Source organism: Kitasatospora sp. NPDC028961 (assembly GCF_055564815.1).
Window position 1 is genome coordinate 163,903 of the sequence record NZ_JBVHVO010000001.1, and the last position, 19,812, is coordinate 183,714.

Genomic DNA, 19,812 nt, shown 5'->3' on the forward strand with positions numbered 1-19,812 from the left:
CGAAGATGACCACCGAAGTTCGCTCGCTCCGCGAGTTCAAGATGCCCGACGTGGGCGAGGGCCTCACCGAGGCCGAGATCCTCAGCTGGTCCGTGAAGCCCGGTGACACCGTGACGGACGGCCAGGTCGTCTGCGAGGTGGAGACCGCCAAGGCCGCCGTGGAGCTGCCGATCCCGTTCAACGGGGTGGTGGAGCGGCTGTTCTTCCCCGAGGGCGCGACGGTCGACGTCGGCACCGTGATCATCTCGGTCGCGGTGGCGGGGGAGGCGGGCGCCGCCGCTCCGGCCGCGGCCGCCCCGGTCGCCCCGGTGGCCGCTCCCGCCGAGGCCGAGCCGGCCCGGCGCGAGGTGCTGGTCGGCTACGGTCCGCGGACCGGCGGTACCCAGCGCCGGGCCCGCCGGACCACCACGACCACCGTGGTCGCCCCGGCTCCGGCTCCGGCCGCTCCCGCGCCGGTGGCCGCCGCGCCGGTGGCTGCGCCGTCCGTGGTACCGGCCCAGCCCACCGGTGACCGGCCGTTGGCCAAGCCGCCGGTGCGCAAGCTCGCCAAGGACCTCGGCGTCGACCTGCGGGCCGTCACACCGACCGGCCCGGACGGCGTGGTCACCCGCGAGGACGTGCACGCGCACGCCGCCGCGGCGGCCGCCGTCACGGCGCCCCCGGCCGAGCCGGCCGCGGTGGCACCGGTGGAGCCGGTGGTCGTGGCGACCGCCGGCACCGGGGACGTCCGGGTGCCGATCAAGGGCGTCCGCAAGGCGACCGCGCAGGCGATGGTGGCCTCGGCCTTCACCGCCCCGCACGTCACCGAGTTCGTCCAGGTCGACGTCACCCGCACGATGAAGTTCGTCCGCCGGCTCAAGGAGAGCGGCGAGCTGGGCCGGGACATCCGGGTCAGCCCGCTGCTGCTGGTCGCCAAGGCGCTGCTGACCGCGATCAAGCGGCACCCCGAGATCAACGCCCAGTGGGACGAGGCGGCCCAGGAGATCGTCATCAAGGGCCAGGTGAACCTCGGCATCGCCGCGGCCACCCCGCGCGGCCTGATCGTCCCCAACATCAAGGACGCGGGCGGCCGCACGCTGTCCGGTCTGGCGGCCGCGCTCGGCGAGCTGATCGACACCGCCCGGCTGGGCAAGACCTCGCCGAACGACATGCAGGGCGGCACGGTCACCATCACCAACGTCGGCGTCTTCGGCGTCGACACCGGCACCCCGATCCTCAACCCGGGCGAGGCCGCGATCCTCGCCTTCGGCGCGGTCCGGGAGCTGCCGTGGGTGCACAAGGGCAAGGTGGTGCCGCGCCAGGTCACCACGCTGGCCCTCTCCTTCGACCACCGTCTGGTGGACGGCGAGCTGGGTTCCAGGGTGCTGGCCGACGTCGCCGCGCTGCTGGAGTACCCCAAGCGCCTGATCACCTGGGGCTGACCGGTCGGACCGAGGAAGGGCCCTGCTCCGCACGACAGTGCGGAGCAGGGCCCTTCGGCCTTTCCGGACACCGGACTCCGGAGAAGCCTCAGCGCGTGGCGCGCAGCCGCCGCCCGGCGTACCGGACGCCCAGGCCGAGCACGAGCAGCACGGCGCCGAGACCGGCCGTCAGGATCCCGACGGCGGTGCCGGTCGGGGCCTGCTCCGGCATGCCGGTCGGCCCGCCGGCGGTGGGGCCGAAGGCGGGCGCGCCGACGGCGGCCCCGGGAGCGCCGAGGGTCGTCGTCGGGGCGGGCGGTCCGGACACCTGCCGGACGGCCGACGTTCCGGGGCCGGGCCCGTGGGCCCAGGCGGTGTCGGTGGCGAGCAGGTGCACGGAGCCGGCCAGGGCGACGGCGACGGCGACGGTCGCGAGCCGGCGGCGGGTGGAGCGCGGGTGGGCGTTCTTCGCAGAAGTGGAGAAAACAGGCATGCGCACGACGTGACTCCCCGCAGTCATGAAGCTGATGGTGGGTGGAGGTGGCCGGTCCTGCCCCCGTCGGCCGGTAGCGCCCCCCGGCGCTTCCCGGCTCGCTCTCCAGCCCTCCACTTCCAAGGACGCGCGGCCCCGCCGGAGGTTGCGGGTGGATCCGGAAGTCCTCCGGGATTCTTCGAAAGGCCCGCCGCCGGTGCCCGCTCCGCGATACTGCCGCCATGGCAGAGGAGCTGATAACCCGTTCGGCGGACAGTCGGACCGACCCCGAGGAGCGCCGCTCGCTGCGGCGGGACGTCTCCCTCCCCGCCCTCCTGGCCGGGCTGGTGTGCATCGCGGTGTCGTTCTCCGGCCCGCTGGTGGTGGTGCTCGCGGCGGCCGCGGCCGGGCGGCTGGACGAGGCGCACACGGCCTCCTGGATCTGGGCGGTGGCCATCGGCAGCGGGCTGCCCGGTCTGCTGCTCAGCTGGTGGACCAGGACGCCGGTGATCACCGCCTGGTCCACGCCGGGCGCCGCGCTGCTGGTCACCAGCCTCGGCGCGTACCCCTACCGGGAGGCGGTCGGCGCCTTCCTGGTGAGCGGGGTGCTGGTGACCCTGTTCGGTGTCACCGGGCTGTTCGGCCGGCTGATCGCCGCGATCCCGGCCGGGATCGTCAACGCGATGCTGGCGGGCATCCTGTTCTCCTTCGGCGCCGGCATCTTCGGCGCCGTCCACGGCGCGCCCGCCCTGGTGCTCGGCAGCTTCGCGGCCTTCCTGCTGGCGAAGCGGCTGGCGCCGCGGTACGCCGTACCGGTCGCGCTGCTGGCCGGCGGGGTGCTGGCGGCGGTCACCGTCGGGCTGCCGGTGCACCTCGGGTCCGGCGGGCCGACCACGCCGGTGTTCACCGTGCCGGCCTTCTCCGGGCCGGCCATGGTGGGGCTGGCGCTGCCGCTCACCATCGTGGCGCTGGCCTCGCAGAACGCCCCCGGGCTGGGCGTGATGCGGGCCTTCGGCTACCAGCCGGACGACCGGCTGCTGATCGGGGCCACCGGCGGGGTCTCCGTCCTGCTGGCGCCGTTCGGCTCGCCCGGGGTGAACCTGGCCGCGATCACCGCGGCGATCTGCGCCGGGCCGGAGAGCCACCCCGATCCGCGGCGCCGCTACGTCGCCGGGATGTCGGCGGGTCTGCTCTACGTGCTGGTGGGCAGTTTCGGTGGGCTGCTGGTGAGCCTGTTCACGGGTCTGCCGAAGGAGCTGATCGCGGTGATCGCCGGGGTCGCCCTGCTGGCCTCGCTCCAGGGCAGCCTGGCCGCGGCCGTCGCCGACGAGGGCGGCCGGGACGCGGCGGTGGTGACCTTCCTGGCCTCGGCCTCCGGGATGAGCCTGCTCGGCATCGGCTCGGCGTTCTGGGGGCTGCTGCTCGGGCTGGGCACCCATCTGGTGCTCCGGGCGGGGCCGAAGCGGCGCGGCTGAGGCGTTGCGCGGTCGGGGCGCCCCTGGCCGGTGGTGTGCTCGGCCGGTGGAGTGCTCGGCCGGGAGCGACGGGGTGGGCCCGGGAGCGACGGGGTGGGCCGGCTCCGCCGGAGGCGGCGCTGGTGGGTCACGGGCCATCCGGATCATCCACCTGATTGGACTCATAGGTATGACCGGGGTGATCCGGGTCGTTCGGCCAGGGCGGTGACATTTTCGCCGGACGGTGAGGGTGACACGCCGGTCCGGGTACGTCTTCGCGTCCACCACCCGGGCGACGCCGGGTGACCGGATCCCCGAGGACGCACCCGTATGCCGCCTGGCAACCCTGGCCGGCTCGTCCGGAGTCTGGCCGCGCTCGTGCTGGTGTCCACCGCCGTACTGCCCGCCGCCCTGGAGCTGGCCGGTCCCTCGCCCTTCGGGGTGATCGGGCCGGGTGCCCCCGCCGACCGGGCGGTGCCGCCGCACACCGCCCAGCGGGCCGACCTCCGCGCGGCCGGCGCCGCCCCGACCGTCGACATAAGGCGGACCGGGGACCCGGCGAACCGGATCACGCTGGTGCTGCTCGGCGACGGCTACAGCGCGGACGAGCAGGAGCTCTTCCGCGCCCAGGCCGACCGGGCCTGGCGGGCGCTGATGGAGATCGAGCCGTTCCGCAGCTACCAGGGGTTCTTCAACATAAGGCGGGTCGAGGTCGTCTCGGCGGACTCCGGCATCGCCGAGACCGAGAGCCGGGGCCGCAACCCCGGGACCCCGCTCGGCATGCACTTCTGGTGCGAGGGCACCGCGCGGCTGCTCTGCGCCGACGAGGCCGCCACCGCGCGCTACGCCGGCGAGGGCGACGGCCCGCAGTACCTGATCGCGCTGGCCAACTCCAGCGAGTACGGGGGTGCCGGCGGCACCGGGGTGACCACCCTGGCCGGCGGCAGCCCGGACGCGGGGCGGATCATCCAGCACGAGATAGGGCACACCGTGGGCGACCTCGGTGACGAGTACGACAGCGCGCCGGACGACGCCGACTACCCCAACCTCTCCACCGAGAACGCCGACGACATGCGCCGCAAGCAGACCAAGTGGTGGCGCTGGCTGGGCGCGGAGTCCCCGGACGGCGGCGGCACGATCGGCGCCTACCGCAGCGCCAACGGGATCTACCGGCCCACCCAGGACTCGGTGATGCGCACCCTCGGCGGGGCCTACAACCTGCCCTCGCGGGAGGCGATCATCGAGGAGATCTACCGCCGGATCCGGCCGACCGACACACCCGTGCCCGCCCCGGGCGAGGTGACCGGCCGCCCCCGGCTGGAGGTCCGGCCGCTGCCGCTGGTCGGGACCCGCGCGCTGCAGGTGGACTGGAAGGTGGACGGCGCCGCGGTGGAGCCGCAGGCGCCGGACCGCAGCTGGCTGGACACCGCCGCGCTGAACCTGTTCCCGGGGCAGAGCGCCACCGTCACGGCCACCGTCCGGGACACCACCGACTGGGTCCGGGACGAGGCCTTCCGCGACCGCTACATGACCAGGACGGTCTCCTGGACGGTCACCGGCTGAGCCGGGCCCGCCCCGCCCCGGACCGAGGGTCGAATGATGGGATGACTAATCTGGGGACACTATGTCCGTGGAGCCCGCCAGTTCAGCCCGCCCCCTGTCCGTTCCCGCTCCCCCGGCCACCGCCGGGCCGACGCCCCCGGTGGCCCCCGCGCCCCCGGCGGCCCTGGTGCCCCCGGCCACCGGGATCCCGGCGCCGCCCGGCGGCCGGGCCGCCTGGCTGGCCTGGTCCATCGGCGTCAGCGTGTACGTCCTCGCGGTGATCCACCGGACCAGTCTCGGGGTGGCCGGGCTGGACGCCGCCGACCGCTTCGCGATCGGCGCCTCCGCGCTCTCCACCTTCTCGATCCTCCAGGTGCTGGTCTACGCGGCGATGCAGATACCGGTCGGCCTGCTGGTCGACCGGTTCGGCCCGCGCCGGGTGCTGCTGCTCGGCGTCCTGCTGCTGAGCGCCGGGCAGCTCGCCTTCGCGTTCTCCTCCTCCTTCGGGCCGGCGCTGGCCTCCCGGGCGGTGCTCGGCTGCGGTGACGCGATGACCTTCATCAGCGTGCTGCGGATCGCCGCGCGCTGGTTCCCGGCCGCGAAGAACCCGTTCGTCGCCCAGCTGACCGGCCTCGCCGGGATGGGCGGGAACCTGGTCACCACCGTCGTCCTCGCCGACGCCCTGCACCGGGAGGGCTGGACCCCGACCTTCACCGCGATCGCGCTGCTCGGAGTGGCGGTGTTCGCGCTGGTCGCGCTCTTCCTGCGGGAGGCTCCGGCGGGCGCGCCGCAGCGGGCCGCGGCCGCCGGGCCGGGGGGCGTCGGGCCGGGGGGCGTCGGGCCGGGGGGCGCGCCGCTCCGGCCGGGCGTGGGCCGGCAGGTCCGGCTGGCGTGGTCGGAGCCCGGCACCAGGCTCGGCCTCTGGGTGCACTTCACCACCCAGTTCCCCGGCAACGCCTTCGGCCTGCTCTGGGGGATGCCCTACCTGGTGGAGGCCCAGGGCATGTCGCGCACCGCGGCGGGCGGGCTGCTGACCCTGCTGGTGCTCGCCAACATGTCCTTCGGCCTCCTCTTCGGCCGGGTGCTCTCGCGCACCGCCCGGGCCCGGATGCCGATCGTGCTCACCGTGATCGCCGCCACCGCGGTCGGCTGGGCGCTGGTGCTGGCCTGGCCGGGCGGGCACCCGCCGCTCTGGCTGCTGGTCGGGATCATCCTGGTGATGGGCAGCAACGGCCCGGCCTCGCTGGTCGGTCTGGACTACGCCCGTGCGCGCAACCCCGTGGAGCGGCTCGGCACCGCCTCCGGGATCGTCAACATGGGCGGCTTCATCGGCACGATGATCACCCTGTTCGGCATCGGCGTCCTCCTGGACGCCCTCACCCCGGCCGGCACCGGCGGCTACTCCGCCGACGCCTTCCGCTGGGCCTTCTGCTGGCTCTACGTGCCGCTCGCGGCGGGCACCCTGATGATCCTGCGGCTGCGGCGCAAGGTCGCCGAGCGGGAGCGGGGCGCGGCGGCGGGCGTCTGACGGCCCGCCTCCGACAGCCGGCCGACCGTTCGGCGCGGCCCGCGCGGCCGGGGCCGTGCGGGCCGCGCCGGGTCGTCAGACCGTGACGGCGAAGTTGGCCAGCACCCGCGAGGCCAGCTCCTGGTCGCCCTCCACGGTGACCGGGCCCGGGCGGCCGCGGCCGCAGGCGAGCCGGGCGTACGTCTCCCAGTCCATCGTGAGCTGTACGTCGGGGGCGAGGCTGATCGACTCGTCGACCGTGCCGCGGCCGGCGGCGTCGACCCGGACGGTGCGCAGGAACTCGACCGGGCCGGTGACGTCCAGCACCAGGGCCGTCCCGGCCGGGGCGCCGGCCCGGTGGGCGACGGCCTTGGGCAGCGACTCCAGCAGCACGTCCCGGGCGAGCAGCGCGGCCGGGGAGGCCAGGTTGCCCGGCACCGCGAGGGCCCGGCGGAGGTCCTGCTCGTGCACCCAGACGTCGAAGGCCCGGTGGCGCAACAGCTCGTGGTACGGCACGTCGCGGCTGAGCGGGCCGCCCGGGAAGCGGACCGGCTCGGACGGGGTCTGCCGGGCGTTGCGCAGCGCCCGGGAGCGGCGGATGATCGTGTACTCCAGCTCGCCGGTCATCTCCAGCGCGGTGTGGCAGCGGCGCTTGTCGACCGGCAGCTCGATGTAGCGGGCGAACTCGGTGGTGACGTGGCGCAGGTCGCGGGGGAGCGAGTGGATCGGGCGCGGGTCGCCGAGCAGCTCGGACTCGACGGCGATGACGTGCGAGACGATGTCCCGGACCGACCAGCCGGGGCACTCGGTGGCCCGGTTCCAGGAGCCCTCCGGGAGAGGGGCCACCAGCTCCGATATCGATTCGATGGACTGCGTCCACGCCTCGGTGTAAGCCTGCACGGTCTGGTTGTCCGTCACGGGAATCTCCGGCCCTCCGTCAGCTGCCTTGCCACGCGCGCCCTGTTTTCGGGTCGGACGGGAAAGTCCGGCTTCCGGGCGCACACGCTAACCGCACGTTACGCTGCCGGGTGAGAACAGGGCAGCGCTTTCGAGTGACGATCGTAGGACTCTTGCCGTGGACGGTGGTACTGTGCGCGCTTCATTGATCCAACTCGCGGTCTCCGACGCCGAGCCGCCCGCCGAGCGGCGGGCCCGCGCGGCGGCCCTGGTCCGTGCCCAGCAGGGGGCCGACCTGGTGGTCCTGCCGGAGCTGTGGGCGCTGGGCGGTTTCGCGTACGACCTCTGGTCGGACGGCGCCGAGGCGCTGGACGGGCCCACCTCGGACGCGATGGCCGCCGCCGCGAAGGCGGCCGGGGTCTGGCTGCACGCCGGTTCCATCGTCGAGCGCGACCCGGACGGGCCGATCTACAACACCTCGCTGCTGTTCGCCCCGGACGGCGAGCTGGTGCACACCTACCGCAAGATCCACCGCTTCGGCTTCGACAGCGGCGAGGCGGTGGTGATGGGCGCCGGGCAGGAGATCGTCACCGCCGCCACCGACTTCGCCACGCTCGGCCTGGCGACCTGCTACGACCTGCGGTTCCCCGAGCTGTTCCGGGCGCTGCTGGACGCGGGCGCCCAGCTGCTGGTGGTGCCGGCGGCCTGGCCGGCGCGGCGGCGCGAGCACTGGACGCTGCTGAGCCGGGCCCGCGCGGTCGAGGAGCAGGCCTACGTCCTGGCCTGCAACACCGCCGGGACGCACGGCGGGGTCGAGCAGGCCGGCCACAGCATCGTGGTGGACCCGTGGGGCCGGGTGCTGGCCGAGGCGGGGGCCGGCGAGGAGGTGCTGACCGTGGACTTCGACCCCGCCGAGGTGGGCAAGGCCCGCGCCGAGTTCCCGGTCCACCGGGACCGGCTGCTGGGCATCCCGGCCCCCGTCCAGCGGTGACGCCCCCGGCCGGGTGAGCGGGGCTTTCCGGGGCATACGGGAGGCTTGTACGGGGCGGCGGCATTTTTGAGAAGATGAGCCTTCGTCGTGTTACCCGCCGTTCTTCAGCCGGCCTGTCCCGAGGCAGACCGTCGAGCCTGCCCGAGGAGGTCGCGCGCATGTACGGCACCGGCGCAGGCGACACCAGCACCGTGATCCAGCGCAACAGCCTGCGCGAGCAGATCGCCGGCGCGCTGCGCGAGGAGATGATGGCCGGCCGGCTGGCGGCCGGCCGCAACTTCACCGTCAAGGAGATCGCCGAGCTGTACGGCGTCTCCGCGACCCCGGCCCGCGAGGCGCTGGTGGACCTCGGCGCGCAGGGGCTGCTCCGGGCCGAGCACCACCGGGGCTTCACGGTGCCCGAGTTCGGCTGGGCCGACTTCCTGGAGATCTTCGAGTCCCGGGTGCTGCTCACCGACAGCTGCTTCCGCCAGCTCGCGGTCCGCCCGGCGACGCCGGACGCCGCCCGGCTGCCCTCGCTGCGCCGCCGGGCGGACGCGGCGGTCGGTGCGGTCCGGGCGGGCAACCTGGACGTCATGGTGGGCTGCGACCGCCGGTTCTGGCAGGAGGTCGCCGGCCTGCTCGGCAACCGCCGGATCGGGGACTACCTGGACTGGCTCCGGGTGCAGTCCTGGATGTTCGCCGCGCCGTACCTGCGGGCGATGCCGACGCTGGGCGGGTTCTGCTGGGACCGCCACGTCGAGTTGGTCGAGGCGATCGAGCGGGAGGACCTCGCGGGCGCGCACCGGATCGTCTGCGAGTACAACCTGTTCACCGTGCGGGCGCTGGCCGGGCTGACCGGGGAGTCGGAGGAGTCGGTGGGGGTGCTGCCGCTGCTGACCGCCGGGCTCGACGCGGTGCCGGTGGCCGCGCCGCCGGCCGCCCGGTCGGGTGGGCCGGGGCCGTCCGGACCGGCTCCCTCACCGGTGCCGGCCGGCAGGTCTTCCGTTCCTTCCGTCCCTTCGGTCCCTTCGCCGGTGTCGGCGGGTCCGGAGGCGGGCCGCAGACCGGAGCCGCAACGGGCGGCGGAGGGCGGCCGCGGCCGCGAACGGGAGCTGGGCCGGGAGCTGGGCCGGGAGCTCGGCCGCGAGCTGGGGCTGGGCCTCGGCTTGGTGCCGCAGCCGCGTTCGGTGCCGCACGGGCGCTTCGGCCGCCGGCCGGCCGACCCGTCGGCCGGCCAACTGTCCGAGGGGCGGCCCGGCCCGCACCGCGCGCCGGGCCGGTAGGGTGGGCGGTCGTCGCCCCGGGCGGTCCCCGTACCGACCGTCCGGACCCCGACCCGCCCATCCGTCACCCGCTCGCGCGGGCGACTCCGCCGCCCGGAGAGGAAGAGCCGGCCCATGGCCTGCGACCTCTGGCTCGTCCCGCTCGTGGACGTGCTGAGCCACAGCCCCGACAACCCCTTCCGGGACGATCTCGCGCTGTACAACGCCGTGTTGACCGCGCACGGGCTGCCCGAGGTGCCGGTCTACCAGTTCGTCCCGGGGATAAGCGGGGCGGTCGAGCCGATAGCCGCCTTCGACTACGACTCGCTGCACTTCCTGCGCCGCGCCTACCTGCTGGGCCTGACCGGCCTGGACATCACGCCGGTGGACGCGCTCGGCGGCGACTACGAGCAGCTGCTGGAGATGTTCGAGAGCAGCGCGGAACACTCGCACCTGGTCTGGCACTTCGACCACGCCGGGGCCTACGTGCCGATCGAGTTCGCGGCTCCGCTGGTGGACGACGCGCTGCTCGCCTCCGGCGGTCCGCTGGGCTCCAGCCACGGGCTGCTGCGCGAACTCCAGGCCATCGCCCCGGCGCTGGACATCGACCCGGCCAGCCCGCCGGACCCGACCCGGCCGCTCGGCCCGACCGGCCTGGAGCAGCCGTTCGGCCCGCCGCTGGACGACCTGCACCCCTTCGCCCGGGAGCGGCACGCCTGGGCGGGCCTGTACGCGGCGGCCACCCGCAGCCTCACCCAGGGCTCGATGATTGTCTTCGCCTGAGCCGACGGGCCCGCGAGCCACCCGGCTCCGCGGGCCCGTCGGTCTGCGGGCCCGTCGGTCTGCGGGCCCGCCAACGTCCGGGCCCGCGAAGAACGTCCGGCCCGCGAGCGTCCGGGCCTCGAAGGCCTCCGCGCGCCGCCCCCGCTACCGCAGCGGGCCCTCCGGCGGCCGCTGGCGCGGCATGGTGGGCCGGGTGCCCGGCGGGGGCAGGATCCGCACCTGGGCGCCGATCCCCGACTCGCTGCGGCCGCCCCAGCTGCCGGAGGCCTGGGTGGGCAGCTGGGTCATGCCCGCGCGGAACTCCAGCATCCACTCCGAGGTCTCGGTGCGGACCATGTCCGAGACGTCCTCGCAGAACCGCCGCAGCACCCCGAGGCAGCGTTCGGCCGCCTCGCCCGCGGTGCCCTCGGTGGGGCCGAGCACCTCCCGCACGCACTCCGACGCCCAGTCGAACTGGAAGGCCTCCAGGCGGCGTTGCAGCGCCTGCGCGGTGGAGACGTCCCGCATCCAGCCGGAGGTCAGCCCGAACGCCCGGTCGGCCCCGTAGCAGGCCGCGGCGAGCGCCAGGCCGACGTAGCCCCAGCTGGTGGCGTTCGCGACGGTGCCGGTGAGGTCCACCAGCGGCGCGGTGACGCCGCCCACCACGAAGCCGGCCGTGCCGAACCTCAGCAGACGTGCCCAGCGGCGCTTCCAGACCCGGTCCCGGCGGTACCAGTCGATCGCCTCGACCGCCCGCTCCTCGGACCAGCGGTAGAGCTCCTCCAGCCGCTCGGCGGGCTCGCCCCAGTCCCCGAGGGGGAACTGGCGGGCGCTCAGATCGGCCCGGCGACGCGTGTCGGCCCGGGGCGCGACTGCGGCGGGGGGCGGGTCCTCCTCGCCGATCTCCTTGCCCCAGGCACTCTCCTCGGGCTGCATTTCCGGCTGGCTCACCTGTGGGGCTCCCTGTGGCGGGCGGACTGCTGGGTCTGACATCGCGTCCTCCAACGCGTCCTCCTGACAAGTCATCGACCTGATGGGCCGTGAAACGCCGGACGACGGATCGGAACACACGGCGCCCCCGGGCGAGTGTGGGTGCCCCGGGACGGCGTACCGGCCGGTGGCCGGCGGTTGTCCATCAGCACTTCTTACCGCCAAATGGCTGACCGTGGGGGCGCTTCACCAATGATCGTTACCGGATTCGGGGCCCGGATGCCGAGGTGAGGGGGTTGCGGCGGTCGGCGAGATTTCACCCGTCCGAGCGAGCCCCCGGTGACCCGCTGTCCTGACCCGGGCACCCCGGGTGCACCGGCCCCGTCCCGGCTTGGAGGATCCTCTGAGACGGGCGGCGCACGGACGGCTCCGCCTGGAGGTTCCGACGGGACCGGAGGACGGCGCGAACCGGCCACCGACTACCCTTGCCAACCGTGAAGGTCCTCGTCATCGGCGGCGGCGCCCGCGAACACGCCCTGTGCCGCTCCCTGTCCCAAGATTCCGCCGTCACCGAGCTGCACTGTGCCCCGGGTAACGCCGGGATCGCGCAGGTGGCGACGGTCCACCCCGTCGACCAGCTGGACGGTGCGCAGGTCGCTGCGCTCGCCCGGCGGCTCGACGCCGACCTGGTCGTGGTCGGCCCGGAGGCCCCGCTCGTCGCGGGCGTCGCCGACGCCGTGCGCGCGGCCGGCATCCCGGTCTTCGGCCCGTCCGGCGAGGCCGCCCGGCTGGAGGGCTCCAAGGCGTTCGCCAAGGACGTCATGGCCGCCGCCGGGGTGCCCACCGCCCGCTCCTACCTCTGCACCACCCCCGCCGAGGCCGCCGAGGCGCTGGACGCCTTCGGCGCGCCGTACGTGGTCAAGGACGACGGCCTGGCCGCCGGCAAGGGCGTCGTGGTCACCTCCGACCGCGAGGCCGCGCTGGCCCACGCCGCCTCCTGCGAGCGCGTGGTCATCGAGGAGTACCTGGACGGCCCCGAGGTCTCGCTGTTCGCGATCACCGACGGCACCACCGTCCTCCCGCTCCAGCCCGCGCAGGACTTCAAGCGCGCGCTGGACGGCGACGAGGGCCCGAACACCGGCGGCATGGGCGCCTACTCGCCGCTGCCGTGGGCGCCCGAGGGCCTGGTCGAGGAGGTCCTGGAGACCGTCCTGCAGCCCACCGTGGACGAGCTGCGCCGCCGGGGCACCGAGTTCTCCGGCCTGCTCTACGCCGGCCTGGCGCTGACCTCGCGCGGCACCCGGGTGATCGAGTTCAACGCCCGCTTCGGCGACCCGGAGACCCAGGTCGTGCTGGCCCGCCTGCGCACGCCGCTGGCGGCCGTCCTGCACGGCGCGGCCACCGGCGCGCTGGACCAGCTGGAGCCGCTGCGCTGGGACGACGGCGCCGCCGTCACCGTGGTGATCGCCTCCGAGGGCTACCCGGCGGCGCCGCGCACCGGCGACGTGATCGAGGGCCTGGCGGAGGCCGAGGCCGCCGACGGCACCGCGTTCGTCCTGCACGCCGGCACCGCGGCGGACGAGGACGGCCGGGTGCTCAGCGCCGGTGGCCGGGTCCTCTCCGTCACCGCCACCGGCGTCGACCTCGCCGAGGCGCGCGGCCGGGCGTACGCGGCGGTCGACCGGATCAGCCTCAAGGGTGGTCAGCACCGCACCGACATCGCGCTCAAGGCCGCCCAGTAGCAGGCCTTTTCGCCGCGTTCCGGGGCGCTGCGTCCGAGGGGAAACAACCCCCATGGACGCAGCGCCCCGCGGCGTTTCCGGGCCGGGTGGCACGGGAGCGGCTCCGGGGCCGCCGCACCGTTCGGCGGCCGGAATCCAGCCCATCGAGTGACAGCGGCCGCATCCGGCTGACGCAACCGGCCGCCCGGCCTTATGGTGCGCTGGTCCGCGGTCCCGGGGGCCGTGTCGTGCGCGGCCGCACCGGGTAGCGGCGGTCGTGCGGGGGGATGCTGGACGGCGTCCGGCCGGACCGGCGCGCCCGGGCCGCATTGCACGGCGCGCGGCGCGGTCGTCCGGAATCCGGGCACCGTCACCGGGACGAGTGGAAACCGGGGCGATCCGGAACACCCACCCGGACAAGGGCGTCAAGAATGTCAGAAGCGCCACGCAGCATGTACTACCGGGATCGGACGCCGCCGATTCCCGGTCGGAACTGATCGTTTCGAGTCGGCTCAGGGCCCCGTCGCCGGGTGTCCGAGGGCTCCGAAGGGGGTGCCGCACCGTATGGCCGCTGTCGACACCGCGCGCGCTCACGCCCAAGCGGTCCTGCGGGTCCGGGGGATCGCCCTGGCCACCGCCGTACTGCCCGCCGCCGCGGCGGTGGTCCTGCTCGCGGGCCGGTTCACCGGCCGGCTCGGTGCGCCGGGCTCCGCCGACGCCGCCGCCTGGGACGCCGTCCGCTGGGTGGTCTGCGCGGTCGCCGCCGCCACCCTGCTGGTCGCGGGCCTGGCCGCCCGCGCCCACCGCAGGGCCGTCCCGCCGCAGACCCCGGTCGTCCCGCTCGACCGGGCCCAGGCCCCCGAGCTGTACCGGCTGATCGACGAGCTGGCCGACCGGCTGGCGGTCCCCGCGCCCTCGGCGATCGCCCTCACCCCGGACTGCGACAGCTGGCTGGAGGACGTCCCGCCGGGCCGACCGGCCGGCACCGGCCGCTCGTCGCGCCACTCGCCGCGCCACGAGCAGGACCCGCCCGCGCCGGTGCTGGTGATCGGCTCGCCGTTCCTCTGGTGGATGCGGGCCGGCGAGCTGCGGGCGCTGCTCGCCCCGGTGGTGGCCGGTACCGGGGCCGCCGCCGACCCGGACATCGCCGCCGCCCGCCGCTTCCTGCGCGGTCTGGACGCCAGCCTGGACGCCGCCCCCGGGCCCGGCGTGGTCGGCGCCCCCGCGCCCGCCGCCCCGCGCGGGCGCCGCGGCCCGGCCGCGCTGACCGACCGGATCACCCGCCGGCTGCTCCGCGCCTGCCGGGCGCACTCCGCCGAGCTGGAGCGGGCCGTCGCCGGCTGGGCCTCCGAGCAGGCCCGGGCGGTCGACTACGGCCTGCGGATCGCCGCCCAGGAGCAGGTCGGCCTGGCCTACGCCGGCTGGGACCGGCTGCTCACCCGGGTCGCGCTGCCCGCCTGGCGGCTCGGCCGGCACCCCGCGCACCTCAACGCCGGGGTGGTCGCCGCGCTCACCGAGCTGTCCCGGCGCGACCGGCTGGCCGACGGGTACGGCAGCCGCCTCGGCGACCGCCCCGCCTGCGACCTGCTGGAGGAGCCGGGCACGGTGGACGAGGCGGTCTCGCTGCTCGCCGCCGAGCTGTTCTTCGGCCGCCCCGCCTCCGGCGCCTGGCGCGAGGTCGAGTGGACCGACTACCCGGCCGAGGTGGTGGACGCCGGCTGGCGGGCCCGCGCCACCGCGCTGCAGTCCGCGCTGGACCGGCTGGCCCCGCAGGCCCGCCCCGGCGCCCCGACGGTGACCAGGCTGCTCGGCCGGCTCGCCGAGGGCGGCGGCGAGCAGCTGGCGGCCGCGCTCACCGCCGAGCTGGCCCGGACCACGGCGCCCGCCCCGCTGCTCGAACCCGTCCGCACCGGGCGGGACCTGCTGGTCGACCACGTCACCGCGATGGTCTGCTGCGCCGCCGTCGACACCGCCGGGGCCACCCCGGGCCTGGACTGGCTGGACGGGCCGGTGCTGCTGATCGGCGGGGTGCGCCGCACCGATCTGGCCGGGCCGATCGCCCAGGCCGTCGAGCAGGGCAAGGACGGCCCGCTGCGGGCCTGGCTGGACGCCGCCGACGTCCGGCTGGAGAAGCCGGTCCGACTCTGAGCCCGGAGGGCGCTCGGTACCGGGGCTCGCGCCCCCGGGCCGGTCCCCGGCGGCAGGTCTTCGCAGGCCGGAGCCCCTCCACCGGCGGACCGGAAGATTCCCGGACACCAGTTGCTACCGATGGGTGACGCAGCGCCAGCACTCTGTGGTGTATTTGACCGCACGCACATCCGGGAGGCACATGCCGACCGGCGGAGGGTGCACCTTGTGGGAGGGGCGCGTGGGGACGGAACTCAACCGCCGCTGGGAGTCCGGAACGCACGCGTACAGCGTCTCCGACCCCTTCGGCCAGGGCCCGCTGCCCTGGCTCCGCAGCCCGGACCAGTACCTGGCCGGGGCCGAGGGCGCCGTCCCCTGGTACGTCTCGGTGGACGCACCGGGCCAGCAGCCGCTGGCCGGGGGTGCCAGACCGAAGCCGCCGGTCGGCACCCCGCAGGGCGCCAACGACGTGGTGCAGCAGATCAAGGGGTTCGCCTCGGCGGGCGTGGTCCGCCCCGGCGGCTCGGTGGACTTCCGGGTCACCGTCAACCCGCCCCGCGAGTTCACCGTCGACGTCTACCGGATCGGCCACTACAGCGGCGACGGTGCGCACCACATGACGTCCAGCCCGCTGATCGCCGGACTGGCCCAGCCGGCCCCGCTGGTGGCCGGGCGAACGGTCTCCTGCCACCACTGGTGGCACTCCTGGCGGCTGCAGATCCCGACCCACTGGCGCCCCGGCGCCTACGTCGCCGTCCTGACCACCGCGGACATGCTGCACCGCAGCCACATCCCGTTCACCGTGCGGGACTTCGAGGACCAGGCGCACGCCGCCGAGCTGCTCCTGGTGATCCCGGACGTGACCTGGCAGGCCTACAACCTCTTCCCCGAGGACGGCCGCAGCGGCGCCAGCCTGTACCACGCCTGGGACGACCGGGGACGGCTGGTCGGCGAGCGGGAGGCGGCCGTCACCGTCTCCTTCGACCGCCCGCACGCCACCGCGGGCCTGCCGCTGCACGTCGGCCACGCCTACGACTTCATCCGCTGGGCCGAGCGCTACGGCTACGACCTCTCCTACGCCACCGCCACCGACCTGCACGCCGGCCTGGTCGACCCGGCCCGGCACCGGGCGCTGGTCTTCCCAGGCCACGACGAGTACTGGTCGGAGCCGATGCGCCGGACGGTCGAGCGGGCCCGCGACGGCGGCACCTCGCTGGTCTTCCTCTCCGCCAACACCATGTACTGGCGGGTCGAGCTGAGCCCCGCGCCGTCCGGCGAGCCCAACCGGCTGCTCAACTGCCGCAAGCGGCAGAAGGTCGAGCCCGGCAGCCCGGCCACCGGAGTGGGCGGCGCCGCCAGCGCGCTCTGGCGGGACGCCGGCGAACCGGAGCAGCACCTGCTCGGCCTGCAGTACTCCGGCCGGGTCGCCTCCCCCGTCCCGCTGGTCGCCCGGCACACCGCGCACTGGCTCTGGGACGGCACCGGCGTCCAGGAGGGCGACGAGCTGCCCGGGCTGGTCGCCGGCGAGGCCGACCGGTACTACCCCAAGGTGGCGCTGCCCCGGCACACCGAGCGGGTGCTGCTCGCGCACTCCCCGTACCGGGACCTCGCCGGCCGCACCCGGTACCAGGAGACCTCGCTGTACCGGGCGCCGAGCGGCGCGTACGTCTTCGCCGCCGGGACGTTCGCGTGGTCGCCCGCGCTGGACCGGCCCGGACTCACCGACGAGCGGATCCAGCGGGCCACCGCCAACCTGCTGGACCGCCTCTGCAAGAACGCCTGAGGGCGCCCGGCCGGGGCCCCGACGGGCGTTCGTGACAGACTCGGGTCCACTGACCTCCCCTTTCGCGCCGCACGCCCGCGAACGACCCCTGAGGACTGAGACAACCTTGAGCGGATTTGTCACCAAGCCCGAGCCGGTCCAGGTGCCCGGCCTGGTCCACCTGCACACCGGCAAGGTGCGCGACCTCTACCGCGCCGAGTCGGGCGACCTCGTGATGGTCGCCAGCGACCGCATGTCGGCGCACGACTGGGTCCTGCCCAACGAGATCCCCGACAAGGGCCGCATCCTCACCCAGCTCTCGCTGTGGTGGTTCGAGCGGATCGCCGACATCGTGCCCAACCACGTGATCTCCACCGAGGTCCCGGCCGGCGCCCCCGCCGACTGGAAGGGCCGCACGCTGGTCTGCCGCAGCCTGGAGATGATCCCGGTCGAGTGCGTGGCCCGCGGCTACCTGGCCGGCTCCGGCCTGACGGAGTACGAGGCGGACCGCACGGTCTGCGGCATCGCGCTGCCCGAGGGCCTGGTGAACAGCTCCGAGCTGCCCGCCCCGATCTACACCCCCGCCCTCAAGGCCGACGTCGGCGAGCACGACGAGAACGTCTCCTACGAGGAGACCGCCCGCCGGATCGGCGCGGAACTCGCCTCCCAGCTGCGCCGCACCACCCTGGACGTCTACGCCCGGGCCCGGGACATCGCCCGGTCGCGCGGCATCATCCTGGCGGACACCAAGTTCGAGTTCGGCCTGGTCGACGGCGAGCTGGTGATCGGCGACGAGGTGCTCACCCCGGACTCCTCCCGCTTCTGGCCCGCCGACGACTGGCAGCCCGGCCGCTCGCAGCCGTCCTTCGACAAGCAGCTCATCCGCGACTGGCTGGTCTCGCCGGCCTCCGGCTGGGACCGCGCCAGTGAGCTGCCGCCGCCGGAGCTCCCGGCCGAGGTCGTCGAGCAGACCAGGGCCAAGTACATCGAGGTCTACGAGCGGCTGACCAGTACCTCCTGGGCCTAGGGGGTCCCTGTCCGCGCGGGCACGGCCGGGTCCTCAGATCCAGCCGTGCTCGCGCGCGATCCGCACCGCCGCGTGGCGGTTCTCGGCGCCCAGCTTGCCGGCGGCCGAGGAGAGGTAGTTGCGGACGGTGCCCTGGGAGAGTGCCGCGCGCTCGGCGATCCCGGCGATCGAGGTGCCGTCGGCGGCCAGTTCGAGGACGTCCGTCTCGCGCGGGGTCAGCGGGGTCTCGCCCGCGCTGATCGCGTCCGCCGCCAGCTCCGGGTCCACGTAGCGGCCGCCCGCGCGCACCGTGCGGATGATTCCGGCGAGGTCCGCCGCCGAGACGGTCTTCGGCAGGAAGCCGCGCACGCCGACCTCCAGCGCCCGCTTCAGGTAGCCGGGTCGGCCGTATCCGGTGACGATCATGGAGCGGCAGTCCGGCAGCAGCCGGCGCAGTTCGGTGGCCACCTCGATGCCGTCCAGCCCGGGCATCTGGAGGTCCAGCACCGCGATGTCCGGGCGGTGCGCCTGCGCCATCGCCACCGCCTCCGGGCCGGAGGCGGCCTGGGCGACCACGGTGATGTCGTCCTCCAGGGAGAGCAGCGCGGCCAGCGCCCCCCGGATCAGGTGCTCGTCGTCCGCGAGCAGCACGCGCACGGGGTCGGTCTCGGTCATCGGGGCCTTCTTCCGGACGGGAGCGGTGCGGTGGCGGACGGGGGCCGGAGCGGGACGCTGGCGAGCACCCGGAACCGGCCCGGCCCGGCCTCCGGGAGGGTCAGCTCGCCGTCGTGGGCGGCGAGGCGCTCGCGCAGCCCGTGCAGGCCCGTCCCGCTGCCCTGGGACGGGATCGGCACGGCCGGCACCCCGTCATTCTCCAGCTCCAGCACCACCCGGCCGTCCTCGCGGCGCAGCCGGATCGAGCAGTGCGCGGCCTCGCTGTGGCGCAGCGTGTTGGTGGTGGCCTCGCGGATCACCCAGCCGAGCACCGACTGCACCGGCAGCGGCAGTTCGTGCGGCTCCTCGCCCAGGTCGATCTCGCAGGCCACGTCGGCGGCGCGGAGCACGGCGCGGGCGCCGATCGCCTCGGCGTGCAGGTCCGCCGTGCGGTAGCCGCGGACGACGTCGCGGACCTCGCGCTGGGACTCCTGGGCGATCCGCTGCACCTCGGACATCTGGTCGGCGGCCTCCGGCCGGCCGCGGCGGGCCAGTTGGGCGGCGAGTTCGCTCTTCAGCGCGATGGTGGTGAGGTTGCGGCCCATCACGTCGTGCAGGTCCCGGGAGAACCGCAGCCGCTCCTCGGCCACCGCCAGCCTGGACTGGGCCTCGCGGGCGGCGTCCAGCTCCCAGACCACGGACTGCAGCCAGGCGAAGCTGCGGCAGCTGGACCCGATGAAGGTGAGCGCGATCAGGTTGCCGACCAGCAGACCGGCCGTGGTCGCGCCGTCGAGCCCGGCGAGCAGGGCCGCGGGGGCGACCAGGAGCTGGGCCGTCACCCCGGTGAGGCAGGCCCGGCGCACCGGCAGGCCGACGCTCACCGGGCAGAAGGCGGCGGCCAGCAGGAGGGAGACGACCACGACGGTGAACGGCGGCGCGCCCGGGCTGTCCGGTCCGCCGTCGGCCGGGCCGAGCAGCAGGACCGCCCAGGAGCCGGCGATCGTCACGACGCCGAGGGTGAGGAGCCAGCGCAGGTGGTCGGTCGGCCGGTTCAGGTAGTGGTCGAGCGAGGTGCGCAGGGCCCGCAGGGTCAGCAGGGTGGTGGCCAGGCCGACGACCACGCAGACCTGGGCGCTGCCGCGGGTGTCCTCCCGGCCGGTGGGGGCGGCGATGGCCAGCACGATCATCGGGAGCAGGATCAGCGGGATGAAGTAGAGCGACCAGCGGAGGTACAGCTCGGTGCGCTGGGGTTTGCTGGACCCCTTCCAGCGCCGTCTCGGCGTCAGGACGCTCATCTCCCCGCCCCCCCTTCGATCATGATCGTGCTGTGCCCTTCCTATCAG

16 protein-coding genes are annotated in these 19,812 nt (G+C 75.1%); 11 read left to right on the forward strand and 5 right to left on the reverse strand.

All coding sequences use genetic code 11. The annotated features are described in order from the left end of the window. Window positions 1–5 precede the first annotated feature (5 nt). Window positions 6–1,421 carry a dihydrolipoamide acetyltransferase family protein gene (locus tag ACZ4UX_RS00730; RefSeq protein ID WP_465704654.1) on the forward strand — a complete coding sequence of 472 codons (1,416 nt, stop codon included), beginning with the start codon at window positions 6–8 and terminating at the stop codon, window positions 1,419–1,421. An 88-nt stretch (window positions 1,422–1,509) separates the two neighbouring features. Here the strand turns inward: ACZ4UX_RS00730 and ACZ4UX_RS00735 are convergent, their stop codons facing one another. After that, window positions 1,510–1,899, reverse strand: a complete 390-nt coding sequence (locus ACZ4UX_RS00735; protein WP_465704656.1) for a hypothetical protein — start codon at window positions 1,897–1,899, stop codon at window positions 1,510–1,512. Window positions 1,900–2,114: 215 nt separating this feature from the next. On the opposite strand from ACZ4UX_RS00735, the gene ACZ4UX_RS00740 reads away from it, so the two are divergent. From ACZ4UX_RS00740 to ACZ4UX_RS00750, 3 genes are all read left to right on the forward strand, one after another. Further along, on the forward strand, window positions 2,115–3,347 hold the full coding sequence (locus tag ACZ4UX_RS00740; protein WP_465704658.1) for a benzoate/H(+) symporter BenE family transporter: 1,233 nt from the start codon (window positions 2,115–2,117) through the stop codon (window positions 3,345–3,347). Between the two features lie 309 nt (window positions 3,348–3,656). After that, the gene (locus tag ACZ4UX_RS00745; RefSeq protein ID WP_465704660.1) at window positions 3,657–4,889 is read left to right on the forward strand and encodes a M64 family metallopeptidase; all 1,233 of its coding nucleotides are present in this window, start codon (window positions 3,657–3,659) and stop codon (window positions 4,887–4,889) included. Window positions 4,890–4,950: 61 nt separating this feature from the next. Further along, window positions 4,951–6,396 carry an MFS transporter gene (locus ACZ4UX_RS00750; protein WP_465704662.1) on the forward strand — a complete coding sequence of 482 codons (1,446 nt, stop codon included), beginning with the start codon at window positions 4,951–4,953 and terminating at the stop codon, window positions 6,394–6,396. A gap of 75 nt (window positions 6,397–6,471) precedes the next feature. Here the strand turns inward: ACZ4UX_RS00750 and ACZ4UX_RS00755 are convergent, their stop codons facing one another. Continuing rightward, entirely contained in the window at window positions 6,472–7,293 is an 822-nt protein-coding gene (locus tag ACZ4UX_RS00755) for a maleylpyruvate isomerase family mycothiol-dependent enzyme (RefSeq protein WP_352288486.1), read from the reverse strand. 172 nt (window positions 7,294–7,465) lie between these two features. Between ACZ4UX_RS00755 and ACZ4UX_RS00760 the strand changes: the two genes are divergently transcribed. From ACZ4UX_RS00760 to ACZ4UX_RS00770, 3 genes are all read left to right on the forward strand, one after another. Then, complete coding sequence (locus tag ACZ4UX_RS00760) at window positions 7,466–8,263, forward strand: carbon-nitrogen family hydrolase (protein WP_465704665.1); 798 nt, start codon at window positions 7,466–7,468, stop codon at window positions 8,261–8,263. Between the two features lie 158 nt (window positions 8,264–8,421). Continuing rightward, window positions 8,422–9,528: a GntR family transcriptional regulator gene (locus ACZ4UX_RS00765; protein ID WP_465704667.1), complete on the forward strand. Its 1,107-nt coding sequence runs from the start codon at window positions 8,422–8,424 to the stop codon at window positions 9,526–9,528. A gap of 114 nt (window positions 9,529–9,642) precedes the next feature. After that, window positions 9,643–10,290: a hypothetical protein gene (locus ACZ4UX_RS00770; RefSeq protein WP_465704669.1), complete on the forward strand. Its 648-nt coding sequence runs from the start codon at window positions 9,643–9,645 to the stop codon at window positions 10,288–10,290. Window positions 10,291–10,434: 144 nt separating this feature from the next. Here the strand turns inward: ACZ4UX_RS00770 and ACZ4UX_RS00775 are convergent, their stop codons facing one another. Continuing rightward, window positions 10,435–11,220 carry an SLATT domain-containing protein gene (locus ACZ4UX_RS00775; protein ID WP_380388881.1) on the reverse strand — a complete coding sequence of 262 codons (786 nt, stop codon included), beginning with the start codon at window positions 11,218–11,220 and terminating at the stop codon, window positions 10,435–10,437. Window positions 11,221–11,693: 473 nt separating this feature from the next. On the opposite strand from ACZ4UX_RS00775, the gene purD reads away from it, so the two are divergent. The 4 genes from purD to ACZ4UX_RS00795 all read left to right on the forward strand — a co-directional run bounded on the left by purD (window position 11,694) and on the right by ACZ4UX_RS00795 (window position 17,836). Beyond that, window positions 11,694–12,941, forward strand: coding sequence for a phosphoribosylamine--glycine ligase (purD, locus tag ACZ4UX_RS00780; protein WP_329488745.1), 1,248 nt, complete (start codon window positions 11,694–11,696; stop codon window positions 12,939–12,941). Between the two features lie 543 nt (window positions 12,942–13,484). After that, window positions 13,485–15,068 carry a hypothetical protein gene (locus tag ACZ4UX_RS00785; protein WP_465704670.1) on the forward strand — a complete coding sequence of 528 codons (1,584 nt, stop codon included), beginning with the start codon at window positions 13,485–13,487 and terminating at the stop codon, window positions 15,066–15,068. A 220-nt stretch (window positions 15,069–15,288) separates the two neighbouring features. Then, entirely contained in the window at window positions 15,289–16,830 is a 1,542-nt protein-coding gene (locus ACZ4UX_RS00790; protein ID WP_465704671.1) for a N,N-dimethylformamidase beta subunit family domain-containing protein, read from the forward strand. Window positions 16,831–16,936: 106 nt separating this feature from the next. Beyond that, entirely contained in the window at window positions 16,937–17,836 is a 900-nt protein-coding gene (locus ACZ4UX_RS00795) for a phosphoribosylaminoimidazolesuccinocarboxamide synthase (protein WP_359838594.1), read from the forward strand. Between the two features lie 33 nt (window positions 17,837–17,869). On the opposite strand, the gene ACZ4UX_RS00800 is transcribed toward ACZ4UX_RS00795, so the two are convergent. Together ACZ4UX_RS00800 and ACZ4UX_RS00805 are read right to left on the reverse strand one after the other, a co-directional pair. After that, the gene (locus ACZ4UX_RS00800) at window positions 17,870–18,490 is read right to left on the reverse strand and encodes a response regulator (RefSeq protein WP_465704672.1); all 621 of its coding nucleotides are present in this window, start codon (window positions 18,488–18,490) and stop codon (window positions 17,870–17,872) included. After that, a complete protein-coding gene (locus ACZ4UX_RS00805) occupies window positions 18,487–19,764 on the reverse strand; it encodes a sensor histidine kinase (protein WP_465704673.1) in 1,278 nt (425 codons plus the stop codon). Before ACZ4UX_RS00805 ends, ACZ4UX_RS00800 begins: the two co-directional genes overlap by 4 nt. Window positions 19,765–19,812: the final 48 nt, after the last annotated feature.